Here is a 19409-nt window from a genome sequence, read left to right on the forward strand (position 1 = left end):
GCTACTCCTGCGGCCACCGGTCCTTGGGCAGCACGTATGTGCCTCGGCCGGGGATGGGGTTGATGTATCCCTCATTGGCGAGCTTGGTGGTGGCCGCGGGCGGACCCGAGGGCCGGTCGGAGATCCTGCCCTTCTACGTCTACAGCACCGCCCTGCGCGGCGGGCAGCTCGGCTTCGGCGCCGCCGTCTCCTTCCTCATCCTCCTGATCAACCTCGTCTTCGCCCTGGCCTACCTGCGCCTGCTGCGCGACCGGCGGGAGGTCTCCGGGTGAACCTCGTCGGGCACGTGCTGGGCCGGCTCGCCTCGGCCGCCTTCCTCGCGGTCGTCGTCGCCTTCTTCGCGCTGCCGATGCTCTGGCTGGCCTCGGCGCCCTTCGACGCGCACCCCTCCGTCACGGTGTCGCCGCCGGAGTTCACGCTGGACAACTTCCGCGCCATCCTCGACAACCCCTACGCGCTCGGCTCCATCGGCAACTCCGTGATCCAGGCGGGCGGCGCGGCGGTCACCGTGGTCGTCCTGGCCGCGCTGGCCGCCTACGCCCTGTCCCGGGTCCGGGTGCCCGGCCGCGACGCCCTGCTGTACGTGCTGCTGCTGCTCTCGTCGGTCGTCACGGGCACCGCCGCGATGGTGCCGATCTTCGAGCTGGCCACCCGGCTCGGCCTCGTCGACACCCACCTCGGGGTCGTCCTCGTCGTCTCCGGCGGCCTGCTCCCGGCGGCGATCTTCATCCTCAAGGACTTCATGGACGCCACCCCCACCTCCTACGAGGAGTCCGCGCGGGTCTTCGGCGCCTCCCCGCTGCAGATCCTGCGGCACATCGTGGTCCCCCTCGTACGGCCGGGCCTGGCCACGGTCGCGGTGTGGGCGGTGGCCAGCGTGTGGGGTGGCTTCCTGATGCAGTACATCCTGCTGCGCGACCCCGGCAAGTCCCCCAGCGCGGTCGTCCTCTACACCCTCTACACCGAGGGCGGCCAGCCCGACCTCGCCCTCATCTCGACGTTCTCACTGCTCTACTCGCTGCCGGTGGTACTGATGTATCTGTTCGTCAGCAGCAGGTACGGCTTCCGCTTCCATGGAGGGATCAAGCGGTGATCTCCGTGCAGGGTCTGACCAAGGTGTTCCCCGGGGGAGCGCGGGCGCTCGACTCCCTCGACCTCGACGTCGGGGAGGGGGAGTTCTTCGCGCTGCTGGGCCCGTCGGGCTGCGGCAAGACCACGCTGCTGCGGAGCATCGCCGGCCTGGAGACCCCCACCTCCGGAAGGATCGCCATCGGCGGGAGCGACGTGACGGCGCTGCCGCCCGGCCGCCGCGACGTCGCCATGGTCTTCCAGGACTACGCCCTCTTCCCCCACATGGACGTCACCGCCAACATCGCCTACCCTCTGCGGATCAAGAAGACGCCCCGCGCCCGGCGGGAGGCCAGGGCCGCCGAGGTCGCCGCCAGGCTCAGCCTGACCGAGCTGCTCGGCAGGCGTCCCGGGCAGCTGTCGGGCGGCCAGCAGCAGCGGGTCGCGCTCGCCCGGGCCATCGCCTGCCGTCCCCGGGCCTTCCTGTTCGACGAGCCCCTGTCCAACCTCGACGCCCGGCTCCGCCTGGAGGCCCGCACCTTCCTCAAGCGCCTGCAGGACGAGCTCGGCGTCACCACCGTGTTCGTCACCCACGACCAGAGCGAGGCCCTCGCCCTGGCCCACCGGATCGCGGTGATGGACGCCGGGCGGATCGCCCAGGTCGGCACCCCGGCCGAGATCTTCCACCGGCCCGCCACCACCTTCGTCGCCTCCTTCATCGGCGCCACCCCGATGAACCTGCTGCCCGGCGAGGCCGGCGGCGGCGCGCTCCACGTGGCGGGGGCGGTGCTGCCCGCGCCCGAGGGGCTGCCCGACGGCGAGCGGGTCGTGTACGGCGTGCGCCCGGAGTACACCGACCTGTCGGCCACCAGGAGGGACGACGGGTTCGCCGGGGAGGTCGCCGTGCTGGAGAACCTCGGCACCGCGACCCTCGTCACCCTGGAGGGCGCCGGCCACCTCGTCCAGGCCGTCGTCCCCGAAGGTCACGAGCCCGCCGTCGGCGCGGCCGCCTGGGCGGTCCCCCGGCGCGGGCGCGCCCTGGTCTACCGCGACGACCGACTGGCCGGGCAGGCATGAGGGCGCTGCGCGTCACCGGCCGGTGGACGTTGGAGGACCGGCTGGCCGCCCCCGTCCACGACGTCCCGTTCGAGCTGCCCGCCGACGCCCGGGGCTTCACCGTCCGGCTGTCCTACGACCGCTCGGCGGGTGTGCTGGACCTCGGCTGCCACGGGCCGCTGGGCTTCCGCGGCTGGTCCGGCGGCGCCCGCTCCGAATACACGATCACCCCCGCCTGGGCCACCCCCGGCTACCTGTCCGGCGAGCCCGAGCCCGGCCTCTGGCGGGTCCTCCTCGGCCTCCACCGCGTCCCGCCGGGCGGCCTGCCGTACGAGCTGAGGGTCATCCCGCACCTGTCCCCACCCCTCACCCCGCCCGCCCGGCCCGGCCTGCGGCCCCCTCCCCCGCCCCGCGAGCCGGCCGCGACCCGGCGCGGCCTGCCCTCGCTCGGCGGGCTGCGCTGGCTGGCCGGGGACCTGCACGCCCACACCGTCCACTCCGACGGCTCGCTCAGCGTCTCCGAGCTGGCCTGCCTGGCCGCCGACCGGGGCCTGGACTTCCTCGCGGTCACCGACCACAACACCGTCAGCCACCACGCCGAGCTGCCCGCCGCCGCCACCTTCGCCTCCATCACCCTCGTCCCCGGCCAGGAGGTCACCACCGATCTCGGCCACGCCAACGCCTTCGGCGACATCGGCTGGATCGACTTCCGCCAGAGCCCGGACCGGTGGGCCCAGGAGGTGCGCGACAGGGGCGGGGTGCTGTCGATCAACCACCCCGTCGCCGGCGACTGCGCCTGGCGCCACCCCATGACCGCGCGGCCGCCCGCCGTCGAGGTGTGGCACTGGAGCTGGTGGGACCGGACCTGGGGCGCGCCGCTGGCCTGGACCCAGGTCTGGTCGGCGGGGGCGGCGATGGTCGGCGGCAGCGACTACCACCGGCCCGAGGAGGGCCATCCGCCCGGCGACCCCACCACCTGGGTGCTCGGCGGCGACCCCCTGGAGGGGCTGCGCGCCGGCGCCACCGCCGTGTCCGCCACCCCCGACGGGCCGCTGCTGCTCCGCCACGGCGACGACTTCCTGATCGTCGGCGGCGACGGGCTGGTGCTGTGGGGGCCGGACATGCGGCGGGCCGTCGTCGGCGACCGGGTCACCGTCCCGGCCCGGCCCGGCCCCCACCGGCTGGAGACCTTCCGCAACGAGGTGATGGCACTGTGCACGTGAGGATCGCGGTCGCCGGACTCGGCGTCGCCGCGCAGGTCATATACCTGCCCCTGCTGGCCAGGCGCCGGGAGCTGTTCGAGGTGACCGACGTGTGCGACCTCGACCCCGCGCAGGCGGAGTCCGTCGGGCGGCGGCTCGGGGCGCGCTGGTGCGCCGACCCCATGGCGATGCTCGACCGGGGCGGCTTCGACGCGCTCGTCGTGCTCACCGCCGGAACCCACGGGGCCCTCGTCGCCGCCGCCCTGGAGCGCGGCCTCGCCGTACTGTGCGAGAAGCCCCTGGCCTACAGCCAGGCCGAGGCGCGCGCGCTGAAGAACGAGACGCGGCTGATGGTGGGCTACATGAAACAGTACGACCCGGCCGTGCGGCGGGCGGTGGCGCTCCTGGAGGGGCGCACCGTCCGGCACCTGGACGTCACCGTGCTGCACCCCACCGGCGAGGCCCAGCTCGCCTTCGCCCGCGTCCGGCCCTCGCGGCCGTCCCCGGCGGCCCTCGGACCGTGGATCAGGGCCGACGAGGAGGCCCTGGACACCGCCCTCGGGGCCGCGCCCGCACCGATCAGGTCGCTGTATTCGGGGGTCGTGCTCGGCAGCCTCTGCCACGACCTCGCGCTCATGCGCACCTTCAGCGGCCCGCCCTCCACCGTCGAGCACACCGCCGTGTGGGAGGGGCCCTCCATCGAGGTCGGCGGAGCCCTGCGGCAGGGCCGCTACAGCCTGCGCTGGCACTACCTGCCCGGCCACCCCGCCTACCGGGAGACCGTCAGCGTCCACCACGAGGAGGGCACGCTGGAGCTGGTCTTCCCCTCCCCCTATCTGATGAACGCCCCCACGGTCCTGACCGCCAGCTCCCTGGACGGGACGACAGAGGTCAGGACCGTCCACCGCGACGTGTCCGAGGCGTTCGAACGCCAGCTCGAGGCCTTCCACGCCCTCGCCACCGAGGGCACCGCCCCGCTCACCGGACTCGCCGGCGGCCTGGCCGACATCGTGACAGCCCAGAGAATCATCAGGTCGGTCGCCGGACCGGCGATCGGAGGCGAGGCGCATGACGCCTGACATCGTGGTCGTCCCGCACACCCACTGGGACCGCGAGTGGTACCTGCCGTTCCAGCGGTTCCGGCTCGGCCTGGTCCGCATGCTCGACGAGGTCCTCGACACCATGGCCGCCGACCCCGACTACCGGTTCACCATGGACGGCCAGCTCGCCGCCCTGGAGGACTATCTGGAGATCCGCCCCGAACGGCTCCCCGAGGTGAGGGGGCTCATCGCGCAGGGCCGCTTCGCCGCCGGACCGTGGCTCATCCTCGCCGACGAGTTCCTCTGCGCCGGGGAGACGCTGATCCGCAACCTCGAGTACGGCATGCGCGGCGCCGCCGAGCTCGGCGGCGTCATGCGGGTCGGGTATCTGCCCGACCAGTTCGGGCACTGCGCCCAGATGCCGCAGATCCTGCGCCAGGCCGGCCTCGGACACGCCTGCCTGTGGCGCGGCGTGCCCGCCTCCGTCGACCGCGACGCCTTCGCCTGGGTCGGCGCCGACGGCACCGCGATCCGCACCCAGTATCTCCCCGGCGGGTACGGCAACGCCGTCGCCCTGTTCAGCGGCCCTCCGGAGGCGCTCGCCGACCGCCTCGCCGCCTTCACCGAGACCATGCGCCCCTGGCGTCCCACCGGCCCCCTGCTGGCCATGTACGGCGCCGACCACAGCGCCCCGGCCGCCGACATCACCGCCGCCGGGCTGCGCGTCGCGACCCTCCACGACTACGTCACCGCCCAGGACCCCGCCGTCACGGGCCTGCCGGCCGTCCACGGCGAGCTGCGCTCCCACGCCCGGGCCAACATCCTGCCCGGCGTCCTCTCGGCCCGAATGCCCGCCAAACAGGCCATGGCCCGCGCCGAGCGCGTCGTCACCCGCTACGCCGAACCCCTGGCGGCGCTCTGGCTGCCCGGCAGCACGGCCGCCTCGAAACTGCTCGACATGGCCTGGCGCCGCCTCATCGCCTGCAGCGGCCACGACTCCATCACCGGCTGCGGCGCCGACGAGACCGCCCAGCAGGTCGCCGCCCGCATCGCCGAGGCCGAGCAGATCGGCCAGGCCGTCGTCGACATGGTCAGCGCCTCCCTCGCCGACCGGGCCGGCCGCGACGACCTCGTGGTCGTCAACCCCTCGCCCTTCCCGCGCACCGCCCTGGTCCTGGCCGACCTGCCCGACAGCCGCGCCGCCCTGTCAGCCCCGGACGGCGGCCGGGTGCCGTCACAGCGGCTGGAGCTGGCCCCCACCCTCCTCGACGAGACCGTCATGGACGACCTCACCCGGCTCCTCGGCCGGGTTCACGAGCGCGAGCTGTTCGGCCTGCAGATCGTCTCCTGGTCCGCCTCCGCGGAAGGACTCCCGGAGGGCCCCGCGGCCGGCTCCGTGGACGGACCCGTGGGCCCCGGCGCGGACGGGCCGGCAGGCCGCTCCACGGACGCCTCCGGGAACGTCTTCACCGTCGTCGTCGGCCGCCACGCCACCTCCGGCTACGACTACGCCGACCTCCGGGCCGCGGTGCTGCGCAGCGCCGCGGCCCGGCCGGGCCCCTGGCGGGTGCGCACCCTCGCCGAGCCCGTCGTCACCGTCGCCGCCCACGTCACCGTCGCGCCGCTGGGCCGTACCGTGCTGACCTCCGCACCCGCGCGGGCCGCCGCGGCCGACCCGCCCGGCTGGGAGCGCCCGGCCGACGGCACGCTCGACAACGGCCTGCTCCGCGTCACCGTCGCCGCCGACGGGACCCTGTCGCTGTCGTCGGCCGGCGCCGAGGCCCACGGCGTGGGCCGCGTCGTCGACGGCGGCGACGCCGGCGACACCTACAACCACGCCCCGCCCCACACCGACGCCCTCGTCGACACCCCCGTCAGGGTCGAGGTGGAGAGCGTCTGCGCCGGGCCGCTGGTGTCGGTGCTGGAGATCCGCCGCGAGTACGCCTGGCCGGCCGGCAGCACGCCGCAGGCCCGCTCGGAGACCACCGAGAACGTCACCGTCACCACCCGGGCCGAGCTCCGGGCGGGCGAACCCTACCTGCGCCTGGAGATCTCCTTCGACAACCGCTGCCGCGACCACCGGGTCCGCTGGCACGCGCCGCTCCCCCGGCCGGCGGCGGAGTCCTTCTCCGAGGGGCAGCTCGCGGTGGTGCGGCGCGGCCTGACGGGTGAGGGCGGCTGCGGCGAGACCCCCCTGCCCACCTTCCCCGCCGAGGGCTTCGTCACCGCCGGCGGCCTGGCGGTCCTGCTGGACCAGGTGACCGAGTACGAGCTGACCGGCGGCGAGCTGGCGCTCACCCTGATCCGCTCGGTGGGGCTGCTGTCGAGGGACCGCAACGCCTACCGCGACGAGCCCGCCGGCCCCCAGCTCCCCACCCCCGCCGCCCAGTGCCCCGGGCCGGTCGCGACGCGCTTGGCCGTACTGCCCCACGCGGGCGCCTGGCACGAGGCGGGACTGCCGCGCCTGGCGGAGGAGTATCGGCACGCGCTGCTGGCCGTGCCGGGGTCGGGCCGCCTCCCCGCCGCCTCCCCGGGCGCGTCCGCCGGGAGCGCCGGCGCGCCCATCGCCGTCGAGGGCGCGGGAGTGGTGCTCACGGCGCTGCGCGAGCGCGGCGACGTGCTGGAGATCCGTCTCGTGGCCGAGCACCCCTCGGCCACCGAGGCCGTCATCCGCGGCCCGTTCGCCACCGCCCGCCACGCCGACGTGCTCGGCGTGGCGGGCGGGCGGTTGGAGGTCGCCGGCGGCGTGGTGCGGCTGCCGCTGCGCCCCTTCGAGATCGCGACCGTTCACCTGACGAGATCGGGCTGAGCGCGTCCCTTCTCACCCTGCGGCATGGCCGGTGATCCCACCGGAGCGTGTCAGGTGGGTGCGGCCGGGCCCCCGACAAGCGGCATGCCCGTCAGACTGTGATTGATTACGGCTGAAATTCGGTGTGCGAACTGGCGCTTATGTATTTCGGACAGTATTCGTCCCTTCGGAAACCCCGGGCCGCGCCCGGAGAGTCTTCCCCCGCCCAGCCCTCCGTTTACGGCGGTCCGAGGTGGAGCCCCTTCGGGAAGTGCTCCTCGCAATGGCGGGCGCGGCCGTCCGCCATCCGCGTGCCGGCCCGGACCCGGCGACCGGCCCGCGGCCGGGACGGGTTTCCGGACTGACCGTTGAATCCACCTCACCCCTGACCGTTTATCCGGGCCCGTTTTCTACTCGCCGCCCTTTTGGACGTAACTCCTCACGAACTCCTCGGCGTTCTCCTCAAGGACCTCGTCGATCTCGTCGAGGATCGAGTCGACGTCGTCCGAGAGCTTCTCGTTGCGCTCCTGGACGTCGGAGGTGTCCACCGTGGTGGTCTCCTCCACGTCCTTGTCGCTCCGGCTGCCGTGCTTCTGCCCGCCGGTCTCCTTGCTCGCCATCTGTGGCACCTCCGCTTGGGGGACGCTTGTGCTTCATATCTTCCCCGAACCGGGAGACATTTCGCGCGGATCGTCCCGCGATCTTCGCGAGAACACGTCGCGGCCGCTCCGAGGTCCTGCCTGTCAGAGAACCCGCTACCGCCCCTCCGAGGCAAATCCTTCCCCACTTGACTGGATAGTGGTCCTATCCAATAATTGGCTAGCGTAGCTATCCAATGGAAGGACCCCCATGTCACCCGCATCGCTGAGCACCGCCGGAGTGCTCCTGATCACCGTTCCCACCATCGCCTTCGGCGGCGTCTCCCTGCTCGCGCACATCATGCGCGGCATCCCCGGCTACCTGGACAACCCGGTACGGCGGGGCCTGTGGCGGGCCGGGCACGCGCACGCGGGCATCCTGGTGCTCTTCGCGCTCGTCGCGATGGTCTACGTCGACCAGGCCGACCTGTCCGACGGCCTGAAGACCCTCACCCGCATCCTGGTCGTCGCGGCACCGATCCTGATGCCGATCGGCTTCTTCCTGTCAGTCGTCCGCCCCTCCGACACCAAGCCGAACAGGCTGATCTGGCTGACGGTCCTGGGCGGGGTGTCCCTGGGTGCCGGGACGTTGCTGCTGGGCATCGGCCTCGTCTGACCGCCTTTACTATGTAGATTCGTATATTTCCGTGTTCTTACTGACACGCCCGGACCGCTCCGGTTAGGCCCGAGAGGGGCGAAACTGCGATCATTGGCAGGTGAGCACCATCGTCGCCAGCCGGTACAAACTCGTCTCCCCCGTCGGCCGTGGAGCGACCGGCGTCGTCTGGCGCGCCTACGACCTGCTGCTGGAACGAGAGGTGGCGCTCAAGGAGATCGTCCTCCCACCCGGCCCCGAGGCGGCCGAGCGGCGGCGCCTGGTGGTGCGCGAGGCGCGGATGGCGGCGCGGCTGAGCCACCGGGGCATCGTCACGGTGCACAACCTGGCCGAGGAGGCCGAGCGGCTCTGGATCATCATGGAGTTCCTGGAGGCGCTGACCCTGCACGACACGCTGGTCCAGGCCGGGCCGCTCCCGGCGGACCTGGTGGCCGCGATGGGCCGCCGCCTGCTGGAGGCGCTGCGGCACGCGCACGACGGCGGGGTGATCCACCGCGACATCAAACCGGCCAACATCATGCTGACCGGCGACCGGGTGGTGCTGGCCGACTTCGGCTTCGCCGCGCCCGAGGGGGCGACCAACACCTCGATGCGGGGCACGCCGGCGTTCATCGCGCCGGAGGCGCTGCACGGCCGGGGCGGCACCCGTGAGGCGGACATGTGGTCGTTCGGGGCGACCCTCTACATGGCGGTGGAGGGCCGGACCCCGTTCCGCACGGTCAACTCGATGGCCGCTCTGGTGGAGGCGCTGCGGGAGCCGGCGCGCGCGCCGCGCCGGGCGGGCCCCCTGGAGCCGGTCCTGCGCGGGCTGCTGCGCAAGGACCCCAGGGCGCGGCTGAGCGCCGAGCAGACCTCGGCCATGCTGGCCAACGTGGCCGTCCCGGCGCGGCCTGGTCTGGTGCGGCCGGACAGCGCGGCCTGACCCGGTGCGGCCCGGCCGCACCGCCGGACCGCACCGATCACCGATTGCCGCCGGAATTAAGAAGGCAATCAAAACTCCGCCGCATCCCTTCAATACTCGGCTATCCGTGCTACTCAATCGTTATGCGCGATCGCCTATGGCGGCGGCGGGGTGCACCGTTCCAGATGTAAACATGAATCAGCTGAGGGGCCCGGCTTCTACTGCAACGGATGGTTCATGGGAACGGGAACGGGAAAGACACGGCTACTGGGTGGCCGTTATCAGCTGATTTCACCGATCGGGCGGGACGGCGTGGGCATCATGTGGCGCGCCCACGATTCACGGCTCCGCCGGAATGTGGCCATCAAGGAAATTCAGCCACTGTTCCGGGAACACGGGGCGGACCTGCAGGAGGCGCGACACAGGGCGCTGCGCGAGGCGCGCTCGGCCGGGCGGCTGAACCACCCGGCGGTGGTCTCGGTGCACGATCTGCTGGAGGAGGGCGGGCGGCTCTGGATCGTGATGGAGCTGCTGGAGGCCCTCACGCTGAAGGAGACCGTGCGGCACCTGGGCCACCTGCCGGTCCACTGGGCGGCCTGGATCGGCTTCCAGCTGCTGTCGGGACTACGGCACGCCCACGGGGCGGGTGTGCTGCACCGCGACATCAACCCGGGCAACATCCTGCTGACCGGCGACCGGGTGGTGCTGTCGGACTTCGGGATCGCGGCGCTGAGCGGGGAGGCGAGCGCGTCGACGACCGTGCCGATCGGCTGCGCGCCCGGCTACCTGGCGCCGGAGCGGCTGTGGGGCAGGCCGGCGACCCCGGCGGCCGATCTGTGGTCGTTCGGGGCGAGCCTGTATTTCGCGGTGGAGGGGCGCGCGCCGTATCCCGGCTCCGACTCCCCGGCGGTGCTGGGCACGGCGATGACCAGGAATCCGGACCCGCCGACGAAGGCCGGACCGCTCCGGGCGGTCCTGGAGGGGCTGCTCCGGCGCGATCCGGCGGCCCGCATGAGCGCCGGGCAGGCCGCGCGCCTGCTGTCGGAGGTCCTCCGGCTGGAGGGGGTGGCGGTCGCGTCTCCGAGGTTGCCCACGGCCCGGCCCCAGCACTTCACATCGTAGATCAGCCTGCCCTCGCGAGAGACGCGCGACCGGGGCCGGCCGGGGCCGGCCCGCCCGAGGAGGGACCGGGCGCTAGCGGCACGCCGCCACGAACCGGGCGGCCAGGTGGGGGCCGCCGGCCCAGTGCAGGTGCAGGTAGGAGGCGATCACCCGGCCGTCGGCGAACCCGTCGCCGCCGCCCCGCCAGCGGAACAGGGGCCGCTCCGGCACGGGCCGGACGGTGGTGCGGTGGAACTCGTGACCGCGGTACCGCTCACCCTCCCTGGTCAGCACCGAGTCCCGGACGGCCACCGCGTCCCGGTATCCGAGGGTGAGCGCGCCGGTCATCCCGGCCTCGACGTCCAGGACCCCGCACATCGGCCTGCCGTCCAGCTCCCGGGCGAGATACAGCAGGCCCGCGCACTCGGCTGAGATCGGCCCGTCGAAGGCGGCGACCTCCTTGCGCAGCGGCTCGTTGGCCGACAGCTCGGCCGCGTAGACCTCGGGGAAACCGCCGCCGATGACGATCCCCCGGCTCCCCTCGGGCAGGGCCTCGTCGGTGAGGGGGTCGAAGGTGACGACCTCCGCTCCGGCGGCCGTCAGGAGCTCGGCCTGTTCGGTGTAGCCGAAGGTGAACGCCTGGCCGCCGGCGACCGCGATCCTCGTCGTGGCCGGCGCGGTCCCTGTGGCCGCCGTCCCCGGTGCGTCCGCCGCGACGGGCCCTGCCGGGCCGGGGCTCCACGGGCGGGCGCGCAGCGGCGGCGCGGTGCGCGCCAGCCGTACCAGCTCCTCCAGGTCGCAGGAGCCGGCGACGAGGGCGGCGACGGCGTCGACGGCCTGGGTGGCCTGCGTCCGGCGTTCGGCGGCGGGGACGAGGCCGAGATGCCGGGAGGGGACGGAGACGGCGTCGCTGCGGCGGATCGCGCCCAGCACCGGGACACCGCTCTCGGCGAGGGCCTCGCGGCAGAGGTCCTCGTGCCGGGCCGAGCCGATCCGGTTGAGGATCACCCCGCCGAACCTGAGCCGGGTGTCGTAGGAGGCGAACCCGTGCACGAGCGCGGCCACGGACCGGCTCTGTTTCGCCGCGTCCACGACCAGGACCACGGGGGCGTCGAGCAGCCTGGCGACGTGCGCGGTGGAGGCGTATTCGCTCGCGCCCGCCCCGTCGTACAGGCCCATCACCCCCTCGACCACCGCGAGGTCGGCCCCGGCCGCGCCGTGCAGGAACAGCGGGGCGACGAGCTCCTCCCCCACCAGCCACGGGTCGAGGTTGCGCCCGGGGCGGCCGGTGGCCACGGCGTGGTATCCGGGATCGATGTAGTCGGGCCCCACCTTGTGCGGGGAGACCGCCATCCCCCGGCGGGCCAGCGCGGCCATCAGGCCGGTGGCCACGGTGGTCTTCCCGGCCCCCGAGGCCGGGGCGGCGATGACCAGGCGGGCTACCATTCGATGCCCTTCTGGCCTTTCTGCCCGGCGTCCATGGGGTGCTTGACCTTGCCCATCTCCGTCACCAGGTCGGCGGCGGCGACCAGGCGCGGGTCGGCGTCGCGTCCGGTGACGACGACGTGCTGGCCGCCGGGCCGCCGGGCCAGGGTGTCGACCACCTCGCCGGCGTCGATCCAGCCCCACTTCATCGGATAGGTGAACTCGTCGAGCACGTACAGGCGAAACGTCTCGGCGGCGAGGTCGCGCTTGATCTGTTCCCAGCCCTCGCGGGCGTCGGCGGCGTGGTCCTCCTCGGTGCCGGGCCGCTGGATCCAGGACCAGCCCTCCCCCATCTTGTGCCAGGAGACCGGCCCGCCCTCCCCCGAGTCGCCGAGCACCCGCAGGGCGCGCTCCTCGCCGATGCGCCATTTGGCGGACTTGACGAACTGGAACACCCCGATCGGCCAGCCCTGGTTCCAGGCGCGCAGGGCCAGGCCGAAGGCGGCGGTGGACTTGCCCTTGCCGGGGCCGGTGTGCACGATCAGCAGCGGCCGGGTACGGCGCTGCCGGGTGGTCAGGCCGTCGTCGGGCACGCTGACCGGTCTGCCCTGAGGCATCGTTGATCACCTTTCATCGTCGTGCGGGCGCCGTCACGCGGCGCTCCGGCGCTCACGGATCATCCCGGCGAGGTCGGTGAGGTCGTCCAGGCGCACGGTCTCGGCGCCCATCCGCTCCGCCAGGGAGCGGGCCAGGCCGAGGCGGACGTGCCCGCCCTCGCAGTCCACCACCACGCCCGTCACCCCGGCCAGCAGCCCGGCGGCGCGGTGGGAGTCCTCGACGGTGCCGGAGGTGGCCCGCCCGTCGGTGACCAGGACCACCAGCGGACGTCTGGCCGGGTCGCGCAGGCGCTCCACCCGCAGCACCTCGGCGGCCCGCAGCAGCCCCGCGGCGAGGGGCGTGCGCCCGCCGGTGGGCAGCTCGCGCAGCCGGGCGGCGCCCGCCTCGACAGAGGAGGTGGGCGGCAGCACGAGGTCGGCGCGGCTGCCGCGGAAGGTGACCAGCCCGACCTTGTCGCGCCGCTGGTAGGCGTCGAGCAGCAGGCCCAGTACGGCCGTCTTGACCGCGCGCATGCGCTGCCGGGCGGCCATGGACCCGCTCGCGTCCACGACGAACAGCACCAGGTTGCCCTCGCGGCCCTCGCGGACGGCCTCCCTGAGGTCGTCGCGCCGCAGCAGCAGGCCGGGCCCGTTCCGGCCCCGGCTGATCTGGTACGGCGCGGCCGCGCCGACGGTCGCCTTCAGGTGCAGGGAGGCGGGGCGGCCCCGGGGGACCCGGGCGCCGGTGGTCCGGCCGAGGGGGGTCGTGGCCCGTGACCGCCGTCCGGGGGCGCCGGCTCCCACGCCGGGGACGGTGAACAGCCTGGCGGGCCGCGCCGGGTCGGCGTCGAAGGCGTCGAAGGTCTGGTCGCGGCGGGCGTCCCCGGCCGCCGGCCCCGGACCGGCGGCCGGCGACGGGTCGCCGGGCCGCGCGGTGCCGGCGGCCGGAGCGCCGGGCTGGGCGTGGTCGGCACCGGCGGCGTCCCGGCCGGAGCGGTCCGCCGGGCCGTCCTCCCCGCGGCCGTCGTCCACCGAGGCGTCCCGGCCGGGGCCGTCCCCCGCGGGATCCCCCTCCCCCGGGCCGTCCCCGCCGGAGCCGTCTGAGCCGTCTGAGCCGCCGGGGTCCGGGCCGTCCGGATCGTCGTCGGGGCCGTCGGGGAACCGGTCGAGGATCTCCTCCAGTTTGGACTCGTCCAGGCCGGGGGCGTCGAAGGGGTCGCGGCGGCGGCGGTGCGGGAGGGCGAGCCTGGCGGCCTCCCGCACGTCGTCGGCGGTGACGGCGGTACGGCCCTGCCAGGCGGCGTGGGCGATCGCCGCGTTCGCGGTGACCAGGTCGGCCCGGAGGCCGTCCACCTCGAACGCCGCGCAGACCGTGGCGATCTGCCGGAGCGCGGAGTCCGGCAGGACCACCTCCGCCACCCGGGCCCGCGCCTCGGCGATGCGTGCCGCCAGCGCCCGCTCCTGCCCGGACCAGCGGGCGGCGAACGCGGCCGGTCCGGCCTCGAACTCCAGACGCCGCCGCACCACCTCCGCCCGCTGCGACGGCTCCCGCGACGCCCGGACCTCCACGGTCAGCCCGAAACGGTCGAGGAGCTGCGGGCGCAGCTCTCCCTCCTCCGGGTTCATGGTGCCCACCAGCAGGAACCGGGCGGCGTGCCGTACCGACACCCCTTCCCGCTCGACGTAGCAGGTGCCGAGCGCGGCGGCGTCGAGCAGCAGGTCGACCAGGTGGTCGTGGAGCAGGTTGACCTCGTCGACGTAGAGGACGCCCCGGTGGGCGGCGGCCAGCAGGCCCGGTTCGAACGCCTTCACCCCCTCGGTGAGCGCGCGTTCGAGGTCGAGGGAGCCGGCCAGGCGGTCCTCGGAGGCGCCGACCGGCAGCTCGACCAGGCGCGCGGGCCGCGCGGCCGCCGTCCGGTCCCGGTGCGGCCCGTCCGGGCACTCGGGGTCCGGCGCGGCGGGGTCGCAGGAGAAGCGGCAGCCGTCCACCGCCTCGACGGCGGGCAGGAGCGCCGCCAGCGCCCGCACGATCGTGGACTTGGCGGTCCCCTTCTCGCCCCGGACCAGCACCCCGCCGACGCGGGGGGAGACGGCGTTGAGGATGAGCGCGAGTTTCAGCTCCTCCGACCCCACGATCGCGGTGAAGGGGTAGCGCGGGTCACGCACTTTCGGGATCTCCTTGGATGTCGTCACGCCGGGTAGCTCAGCCGCCAGCGCCCGCCGCGCCCGGTGAGCGCGACACGGGCCAGCGGCGCGACGTCGACGCGCCAGAAGGCGGGGGCGGGGGCGCCGAGGGCGTGGACGACCGCGGCGCGGATGAACGAGGGGTGGGTGATCGCGACGGTCCGGCCGGGGGCCCGGTGGGAGAGCCAGCCGGCCACCCGGCCCAGGAGCCCGGCGACCGACTCCCCTCCGTGGGGCGCGGCGCCGGGGTCGGTGAGCCAGGCGGCGAGGGCCTCGGGTTCGGCGGCCTCGACCTCCTCCAGCGTCCGGCCGCTCCAGCGTCCGTGGTCGCAGTCGGCCAGCAGCGGGTCGGGGTCGATCCGCAGGCCGAGCGCCGTGGCCGTCTGGGTGCAGCGCAGCTCCGCGGCGCAGGCCGCCGGGCCGTGGCCGAAGTGCCCGGCCAGGCCGGCGGCCTGGCGCAGGCCGCGTCCGTCGAGCGATTCGTCGCCCGGGAACGCGGCCCGCACCGTCGCCTGGGTCGAGGCGTGGCAGACCAGCAGCAGCCGCGTGACCCCCGAGGGGGCCGTCACACCGGGCTGCGCCTGCGCGCGGCGAAGGCGAACAGGGCGCCGACGCCGAGCCAGAAGACCGCCTGGGTGCCGATGGAGGCGATCCGGAAGTCCCACAGCAGGTCGGCGGGGAAGCCCTGGGGCACCTCGCTGATCTCCGGCAGGAGGATCCAGGCCGCCGCGACCGGTATCAGGACCGCGGCGCCGGCCGCCGCCCAGCGCAGCCACGGCTCGCTCCGGTCGGCGTAGCGGTGGGTGGCCGCGCCCGCGGCGACGGAGAGGATCCCGATGGCCACGGCGACCAGGTAGAGCACGGTGCGCTGGTTGATCGTCTCGGGGTCGCCGACGGCGGGCGGGTTGGCGGGATACTTCAGGAAGGGCACCAGGACGATCGCGGTGAACGCGGCGGCCGCGAGGGTGACCGCGAGCGCCGGTTCCGACCTGGGCCCGGCCCGGCCGCGCAGGGCCGCGTAGGCGAGGGCGAACAGCCCGCCGACGGCCAGCCCGTACAGGCCGAGGGCGAGGAAGAGCCCGAAGCGCTGGCCGTCCCTGCTGACCAGCGCCTCGTCCTCGCCGTGGGAGTGCCCCGCGGGCGCTGCCTCGCCGTGGGAGTGGGATCCGGTGGCCGGGGCGGCGGCCGCCTCCTCCAGCGCGATGGCCTGGTCGATGCGCGGCTCGCCCACGGTGTAGGCGAAGGCGGCCGCGATCAACCCGGCGAGCAGCCCGACGAGCATGCCCCGGACGATGAGTTTGATGATCACTTGCGGCTCAGTGGCACGGGACGCCGAGCAGATGGCGCCCGTCGTGCATGAGTTCGTGCAGGTAGTTCCCGGCCTGCGAGATCGCTCCCTGGTCGAAGGCGACCAGGTAGGCGATGAGCAGCAGCACCGGTACGGCGAGCAGCCAGCGGGTGAGGGAGATCCATGGGATGGGCTGGGCGTGCGGAGCCGAGATCTGGCTCACGGCCACCTCCTTCGGGATTGACGCGTCCCTTTTCGTAGGTCGGTGGCGGCCGAGTGACCTGGCTCCCGGCCCCTGGGCCGGTTACAGTGGCGCGACCGCACCGGAATCTCACCGGATTTCCCTCGCACCGCCACAAAACACCCGGAACGTACCCCGGTTCTCCACCGCCCGTCAATCCGGGCGGCGCCGGGGACCCGGGTGGGACACGCCGTCCGCGCCCTCGGCGGGCACGGGCCGGGGGGCGGCGGCCCGCTCCGGCCGGCGCCCCGCGACAGGATCGGCCCTACTCGCCGGTGAGCGCGTTCACCAGGTCGGCGGCCGTGCGGCAGCGGTCGAACAGCTCGCCCACGTGGGCCTTGGTGCCGCGCAGCGGCTCCAAGGTCGGGACGCGCTGCAGGGACTCGCGGCCGGGGATGTCGAAGATGACCGAGTCCCAGGAGGCGGCCGCGACCGACTCGCTGAACTGGCTCAGGCAGCGGCCCCGGAAGTAGGCCCGCGTGTCGCCGGGCGGCGCCTCGATGGCCCGCTGGACCTCCTCCTCGGTGACCAGGCGCTGCATCCGGCCCCGGGCGACCAGCCGGTTGTACAGGCCCCGGTCGGGGCGGATGTCGGAGTATTGCAGATCGACGAGCTGCAGGCGCGGGTGGGACCAGGCCAGGCCGTCGCGGGTGCGGTAGCCCTCCAGCAGCTCCAGCTTGGCCACCCAGTCCAGCTCCCTGGACAGTTGCATCGGGTCTTCGGCCAGGCGGGTCAGGACCGACTCCCAGCGGTCCAGGACGTCCTTGGTGAGCTCGTCCACGCCGTTGCCGCTGCGCTCCTCGGCGTATTTGCGGGCCAGCTCCAGATACTCCATCTGGAGCTGGACGGCGGTGAGCTTGCGGCCGTCGCGCATCGCGATCTCGTATCGGAGCGTCGGGTCGTGGGAGACCGCGCGCAGCGCCTGGACGGGGTTCTCCACCGCGAGGTCGCGGGTGAAGTAGCCGTCCTCGATCATGGCCAGCACCAGCGCGGTGGAGCCGAGCTTCAGGTAGGTCGAGATCTCCGACATGTTGGCGTCGCCGATGATGACGTGCAGGCGGCGGTATTTCTCCGGGTCGGCGTGCGGCTCGTCCCGGGTGTTGATGATCGGCCGCTTGAGCGTGGTCTCCAGGCCCACCTCGACCTCGAAGAAGTCGGCCCGCTGGCTGATCTGGAAGCCCTCGCCCCGCGAGTCCTGGCCGATGCCGACCTTGCCGGCGCCGGTGACGACCTGCCGGGAGACGAAGAACGGCGTCAGGTGCCTGACGATGTCGGCGAACGGCGTGGCCCGCCGCATCAGGTAGTTCTCGTGGCAGCCGTAGGAGGCGCCCTTGTTGTCGGTGTTGTTCTTGTAGAGCTGGATCGGGGCGTTGGTCGGGATCGCCGACGCGCGGACCGCGGCGTCGTGCATGACCCGCTCCCCCGCCTTGTCCCAGATCACCGCGGCCCGCGGGTTGGTGCACTCGGGAGTGGAGTATTCGGGATGGGCGTGGTCGACGTAGAGCCGAGCGCCGTTGGTGAGGATCACGTTGGCCAGGCCCAGGTCCTCGTCGGTGAGCTGGCTCTGGTCGGCCACCTCCCTGGACAGGTCGAAGCCCCGGGCGTCGCGCAGCGGGTTCTCCTCCTCGAAGTCCCACCGTGCCCGCCGCGCCCTGGCGGCCGAGGCGGCCAGATAGGCGTTGACGACCTGGGAGGAGGTCACCATCGCGTTGGCCCCCGGCTGTCCGGGCACGGAGATGCCGTATTCCGTCTCGATGCCCATCACCCGCCGTACCGTCATGCGCACCCTCTGTTCATCCGGGACTTGACTTCTCCGCCGTATATATCCCCGACCCTAGACCCTTCACTATGCCCGGTGACCAGACAGTTATGGCACCGAGGCCGTTTCGCCCGTCGCGAAGGGCGTCCGGAAGGGCGGGGAGGGCGGCGCGGACGGCGGTACGGACGGCGGTGCGGCCCCGCGGCGGCGCCTGGCCTTGACGAACTCCTGAACGGGCCGTTCGACCAGCCGGTACACCAGATAGGAGAAGGCCATCGCGGCCAGCGTGGTGACCACGGCGGTCAGCCAGGGCGGCAGCGTGTCCCGCAGGGCGGGGATGATCAGGACGGCGGCCGTGGTGTGGAACAGGTAGAGCGGGTAGGTCAGGGCGCCCAGGACGACCAGGCCGCGCCAGCGCAGCCGGCTCAGCCAGCCGAGCGCCACCATCGCCATGAGCACGTAGAAACCGATCACGGTGGCCGCGACGGCCCACTCCGGCACGGGCATGGCGGCGTAGCCGACCTTCTCGATCCGCCCGGCGACCCGGTCGAGCGCCGAGTTGACCGCCAGGCCGGCGCTGATCCCGGCCAGGCACCACAGGACCAGCTTGGGACCGTGCTTGGTCATCAGGAAGAAGGCCATGCCGCCGACGAAGTACGCCGCGTACTTGGGCATCACCACGAGGTCGACCCACTTGTCCTCGCTGCCGGTGAAGAACCCGGCCGCCAGCAGCCAGACCCCCATGAAGACGAGGCAGCGGTTGAACGTCACCCCGACGAGCACCAGGACCGAGATCAGCACGTAGAAGCGGAGCTCGGCCCAGAGCGACCAGTAGACGCCGTTGGCGTCGTAGACGCCGAAGGCGCGCTGGAGCATCGTGAGGTTGACCCCGTACTCCCCGGCGCTGAGCTTGGGGTCCAGCGCGGTGGCGGCGCTCAGGCCGTAGACCGCGGCCGTGGCGCCGACGCTGACCCAGTAGGCGGGGAACAGCCGCACCAGCCGGGACAGGGCGAAGGCGCCCAGCCCGCGGCCCCAGATGCTCATCAGGATGACGAATCCGCTGATCATGAAGAACAGCTCGACGCCCAGGATGCCGAGGCCGGACAGCGTGGAGATCGCCGGGAACAGCTCCGACGGGCGCTCCCCCCACACCGAGGCGAAGGCGATGAAGTAGTGGAAGGCGAGCACCGCCATGGCGGCGACGAAACGCAGGAGGTCGAGCTCGGCGAGGCGGCCGCTCCCCCGAGCCGCTCCACGGGACCCCACGCCGGTCACCTGACGACCGGGCCGAAATGTTCATGCACGCCACTTGGACGGCGTTTAGATCATTTGGGTTCCATGTGACGCCGCTTGACTTGCGGGACGGACGGGACGGTGCCCCGCGGCGGGCCGGGGGGCGGGCCGCGGTCTCCGGACCCCGGACGGCGCGGCCCAGGCCTGGACTCCGACAGCCCCGAGGGCCTCGCGGCCATCGGCGAGTTCCTCACCGCGATCCTCGGTGACGCC

General features: G+C 73.6%; 17 protein-coding genes, 1 pseudogene and 1 riboswitch. Of the genes and pseudogenes, 9 read left to right on the plus strand and 9 right to left on the minus strand.

Going from position 1 to position 19409, the window contains the following annotated elements; translation table 11 throughout:
* From ACWDS7_RS33855 to ACWDS7_RS33880, 6 genes and pseudogenes are all read left to right on the plus strand, one after another.
* A pseudogene (locus ACWDS7_RS33855) lies at nt 1-272 on the plus strand (hypothetical protein); the annotation flags it as partial.
* On the plus strand, nt 269-1093 hold the full coding sequence (locus ACWDS7_RS33860; protein WP_451932579.1) for a carbohydrate ABC transporter permease: 825 nt from the start codon (nt 269-271) through the stop codon (nt 1091-1093). The pseudogene ACWDS7_RS33855 and the gene ACWDS7_RS33860, both read left to right, overlap by 4 nt.
* The gene (locus tag ACWDS7_RS33865) at nt 1090-2145 is read left to right on the plus strand and encodes an ABC transporter ATP-binding protein (protein ID WP_306869167.1); all 1056 of its coding nucleotides are present in this window, start codon (nt 1090-1092) and stop codon (nt 2143-2145) included. The genes ACWDS7_RS33860 and ACWDS7_RS33865 overlap by 4 nt, the downstream gene beginning before the upstream one ends.
* Nucleotides 2142-3347 (plus strand): CehA/McbA family metallohydrolase, encoded by a 1206-nt coding sequence (locus ACWDS7_RS33870; protein ID WP_451932580.1) that lies wholly within the window; start codon nt 2142-2144, stop codon nt 3345-3347. The genes ACWDS7_RS33865 and ACWDS7_RS33870 overlap by 4 nt, the downstream gene beginning before the upstream one ends.
* Nucleotides 3338-4405, plus strand: a complete 1068-nt coding sequence (locus tag ACWDS7_RS33875; RefSeq protein WP_451932581.1) for a Gfo/Idh/MocA family protein — start codon at nt 3338-3340, stop codon at nt 4403-4405. Before ACWDS7_RS33870 ends, ACWDS7_RS33875 begins: the two co-directional genes overlap by 10 nt.
* Nucleotides 4395-7175 carry a glycoside hydrolase family 38 N-terminal domain-containing protein gene (locus ACWDS7_RS33880; protein ID WP_451932582.1) on the plus strand — a complete coding sequence of 927 codons (2781 nt, stop codon included), beginning with the start codon at nt 4395-4397 and terminating at the stop codon, nt 7173-7175. Before ACWDS7_RS33875 ends, ACWDS7_RS33880 begins: the two co-directional genes overlap by 11 nt.
* 389 nt (nt 7176-7564) lie before the next feature.
* Here the strand turns inward: ACWDS7_RS33880 and ACWDS7_RS33885 are convergent, their stop codons facing one another.
* Nucleotides 7565-7774, minus strand: a complete 210-nt coding sequence (locus tag ACWDS7_RS33885; protein WP_306869159.1) for a ubiquitin-like protein Pup — start codon at nt 7772-7774, stop codon at nt 7565-7567.
* A gap of 229 nt (nt 7775-8003) precedes the next feature.
* On the opposite strand from ACWDS7_RS33885, the gene ACWDS7_RS33890 reads away from it, so the two are divergent.
* The 3 genes from ACWDS7_RS33890 (at nt 8004) to ACWDS7_RS33900 (ending at nt 10431) form a co-directional block, all read left to right on the plus strand.
* Nucleotides 8004-8408, plus strand: a complete 405-nt coding sequence (locus ACWDS7_RS33890) for a hypothetical protein (RefSeq protein WP_451932583.1) — start codon at nt 8004-8006, stop codon at nt 8406-8408.
* 100 nt (nt 8409-8508) lie between these two features.
* The gene (locus ACWDS7_RS33895) at nt 8509-9330 is read left to right on the plus strand and encodes a serine/threonine-protein kinase (protein ID WP_306869153.1); all 822 of its coding nucleotides are present in this window, start codon (nt 8509-8511) and stop codon (nt 9328-9330) included.
* A gap of 216 nt (nt 9331-9546) precedes the next feature.
* Complete coding sequence (locus tag ACWDS7_RS33900) at nt 9547-10431, plus strand: serine/threonine-protein kinase (RefSeq protein ID WP_451932584.1); 885 nt, start codon at nt 9547-9549, stop codon at nt 10429-10431.
* A 72-nt stretch (nt 10432-10503) separates the two neighbouring features.
* On the opposite strand, the gene ACWDS7_RS33905 is transcribed toward ACWDS7_RS33900, so the two are convergent.
* The 8 genes from ACWDS7_RS33905 to ACWDS7_RS33940 all read right to left on the minus strand — a co-directional run bounded on the left by ACWDS7_RS33905 (nt 10504) and on the right by ACWDS7_RS33940 (nt 19169).
* Complete coding sequence (locus tag ACWDS7_RS33905) at nt 10504-11856, minus strand: cobyrinate a,c-diamide synthase (protein WP_451932585.1); 1353 nt, start codon at nt 11854-11856, stop codon at nt 10504-10506.
* Nucleotides 11850-12452, minus strand: a complete 603-nt coding sequence (gene cobO, locus ACWDS7_RS33910) for a cob(I)yrinic acid a,c-diamide adenosyltransferase (protein ID WP_306869144.1) — start codon at nt 12450-12452, stop codon at nt 11850-11852. Before cobO ends, ACWDS7_RS33905 begins: the two co-directional genes overlap by 7 nt.
* A 33-nt stretch (nt 12453-12485) precedes the next feature.
* Complete coding sequence (locus tag ACWDS7_RS33915) at nt 12486-14597, minus strand: putative cobaltochelatase (RefSeq protein WP_451932586.1); 2112 nt, start codon at nt 14595-14597, stop codon at nt 12486-12488.
* A gap of 23 nt (nt 14598-14620) precedes the next feature.
* Nucleotides 14621-15184, minus strand: coding sequence for a histidine phosphatase family protein (locus ACWDS7_RS33920; RefSeq protein ID WP_451932587.1), 564 nt, complete (start codon nt 15182-15184; stop codon nt 14621-14623).
* Nucleotides 15181-15924, minus strand: coding sequence for a CbtA family protein (locus ACWDS7_RS33925; RefSeq protein ID WP_451932588.1), 744 nt, complete (start codon nt 15922-15924; stop codon nt 15181-15183). The genes ACWDS7_RS33920 and ACWDS7_RS33925 overlap by 4 nt, the downstream gene beginning before the upstream one ends.
* A 7-nt stretch (nt 15925-15931) precedes the next feature.
* Nucleotides 15932-16126, minus strand: a complete 195-nt coding sequence (locus ACWDS7_RS33930) for a CbtB domain-containing protein (RefSeq protein ID WP_306869134.1) — start codon at nt 16124-16126, stop codon at nt 15932-15934.
* Nucleotides 16127-16156: 30 nt separating this feature from the next.
* Nucleotides 16157-16273, minus strand: a riboswitch (cobalamin riboswitch).
* 136 nt (nt 16274-16409) lie between these two features.
* Nucleotides 16410-17924, minus strand: a complete 1515-nt coding sequence (gene dop / locus ACWDS7_RS33935; protein WP_306869132.1) for a depupylase/deamidase Dop — start codon at nt 17922-17924, stop codon at nt 16410-16412.
* An 87-nt stretch (nt 17925-18011) separates the two neighbouring features.
* A complete protein-coding gene (locus ACWDS7_RS33940; protein ID WP_451932589.1) occupies nt 18012-19169 on the minus strand; it encodes an acyltransferase family protein in 1158 nt (385 codons plus the stop codon).
* Nucleotides 19170-19409 lie beyond the last annotated feature (240 nt).

Source organism: Streptosporangium sp. NPDC003464, assembly GCF_053588315.1.

Excerpts from the sequence above, each read along its gene's own strand:
- ACWDS7_RS33870 (WP_451932580.1), top strand. The coding sequence starts at position 2,142 with ATGAGGGCGCTGCGCGTCACCGGCCGGTGGACGTTGGAGGACCGGCTG.
- ACWDS7_RS33880 (WP_451932582.1), top strand. The coding sequence starts at position 4,395 with ATGACGCCTGACATCGTGGTCGTCCCGCACACCCACTGGGACCGCGAG.
- ACWDS7_RS33885 (WP_306869159.1), bottom strand. The coding sequence starts at position 7,774 with ATGGCGAGCAAGGAGACCGGCGGGCAGAAGCACGGCAGCCGGAGCGAC.
- ACWDS7_RS33890 (WP_451932583.1), top strand. The coding sequence starts at position 8,004 with ATGTCACCCGCATCGCTGAGCACCGCCGGAGTGCTCCTGATCACCGTT.
- ACWDS7_RS33900 (WP_451932584.1), top strand. The coding sequence starts at position 9,547 with ATGGGAACGGGAACGGGAAAGACACGGCTACTGGGTGGCCGTTATCAG.
- ACWDS7_RS33905 (WP_451932585.1), bottom strand. The coding sequence starts at position 11,856 with ATGGTAGCCCGCCTGGTCATCGCCGCCCCGGCCTCGGGGGCCGGGAAG.
- cobO (WP_306869144.1), bottom strand. The coding sequence starts at position 12,452 with ATGCCTCAGGGCAGACCGGTCAGCGTGCCCGACGACGGCCTGACCACC.
- dop (WP_306869132.1), bottom strand. The coding sequence starts at position 17,924 with ATGACGGTACGGCGGGTGATGGGCATCGAGACGGAATACGGCATCTCC.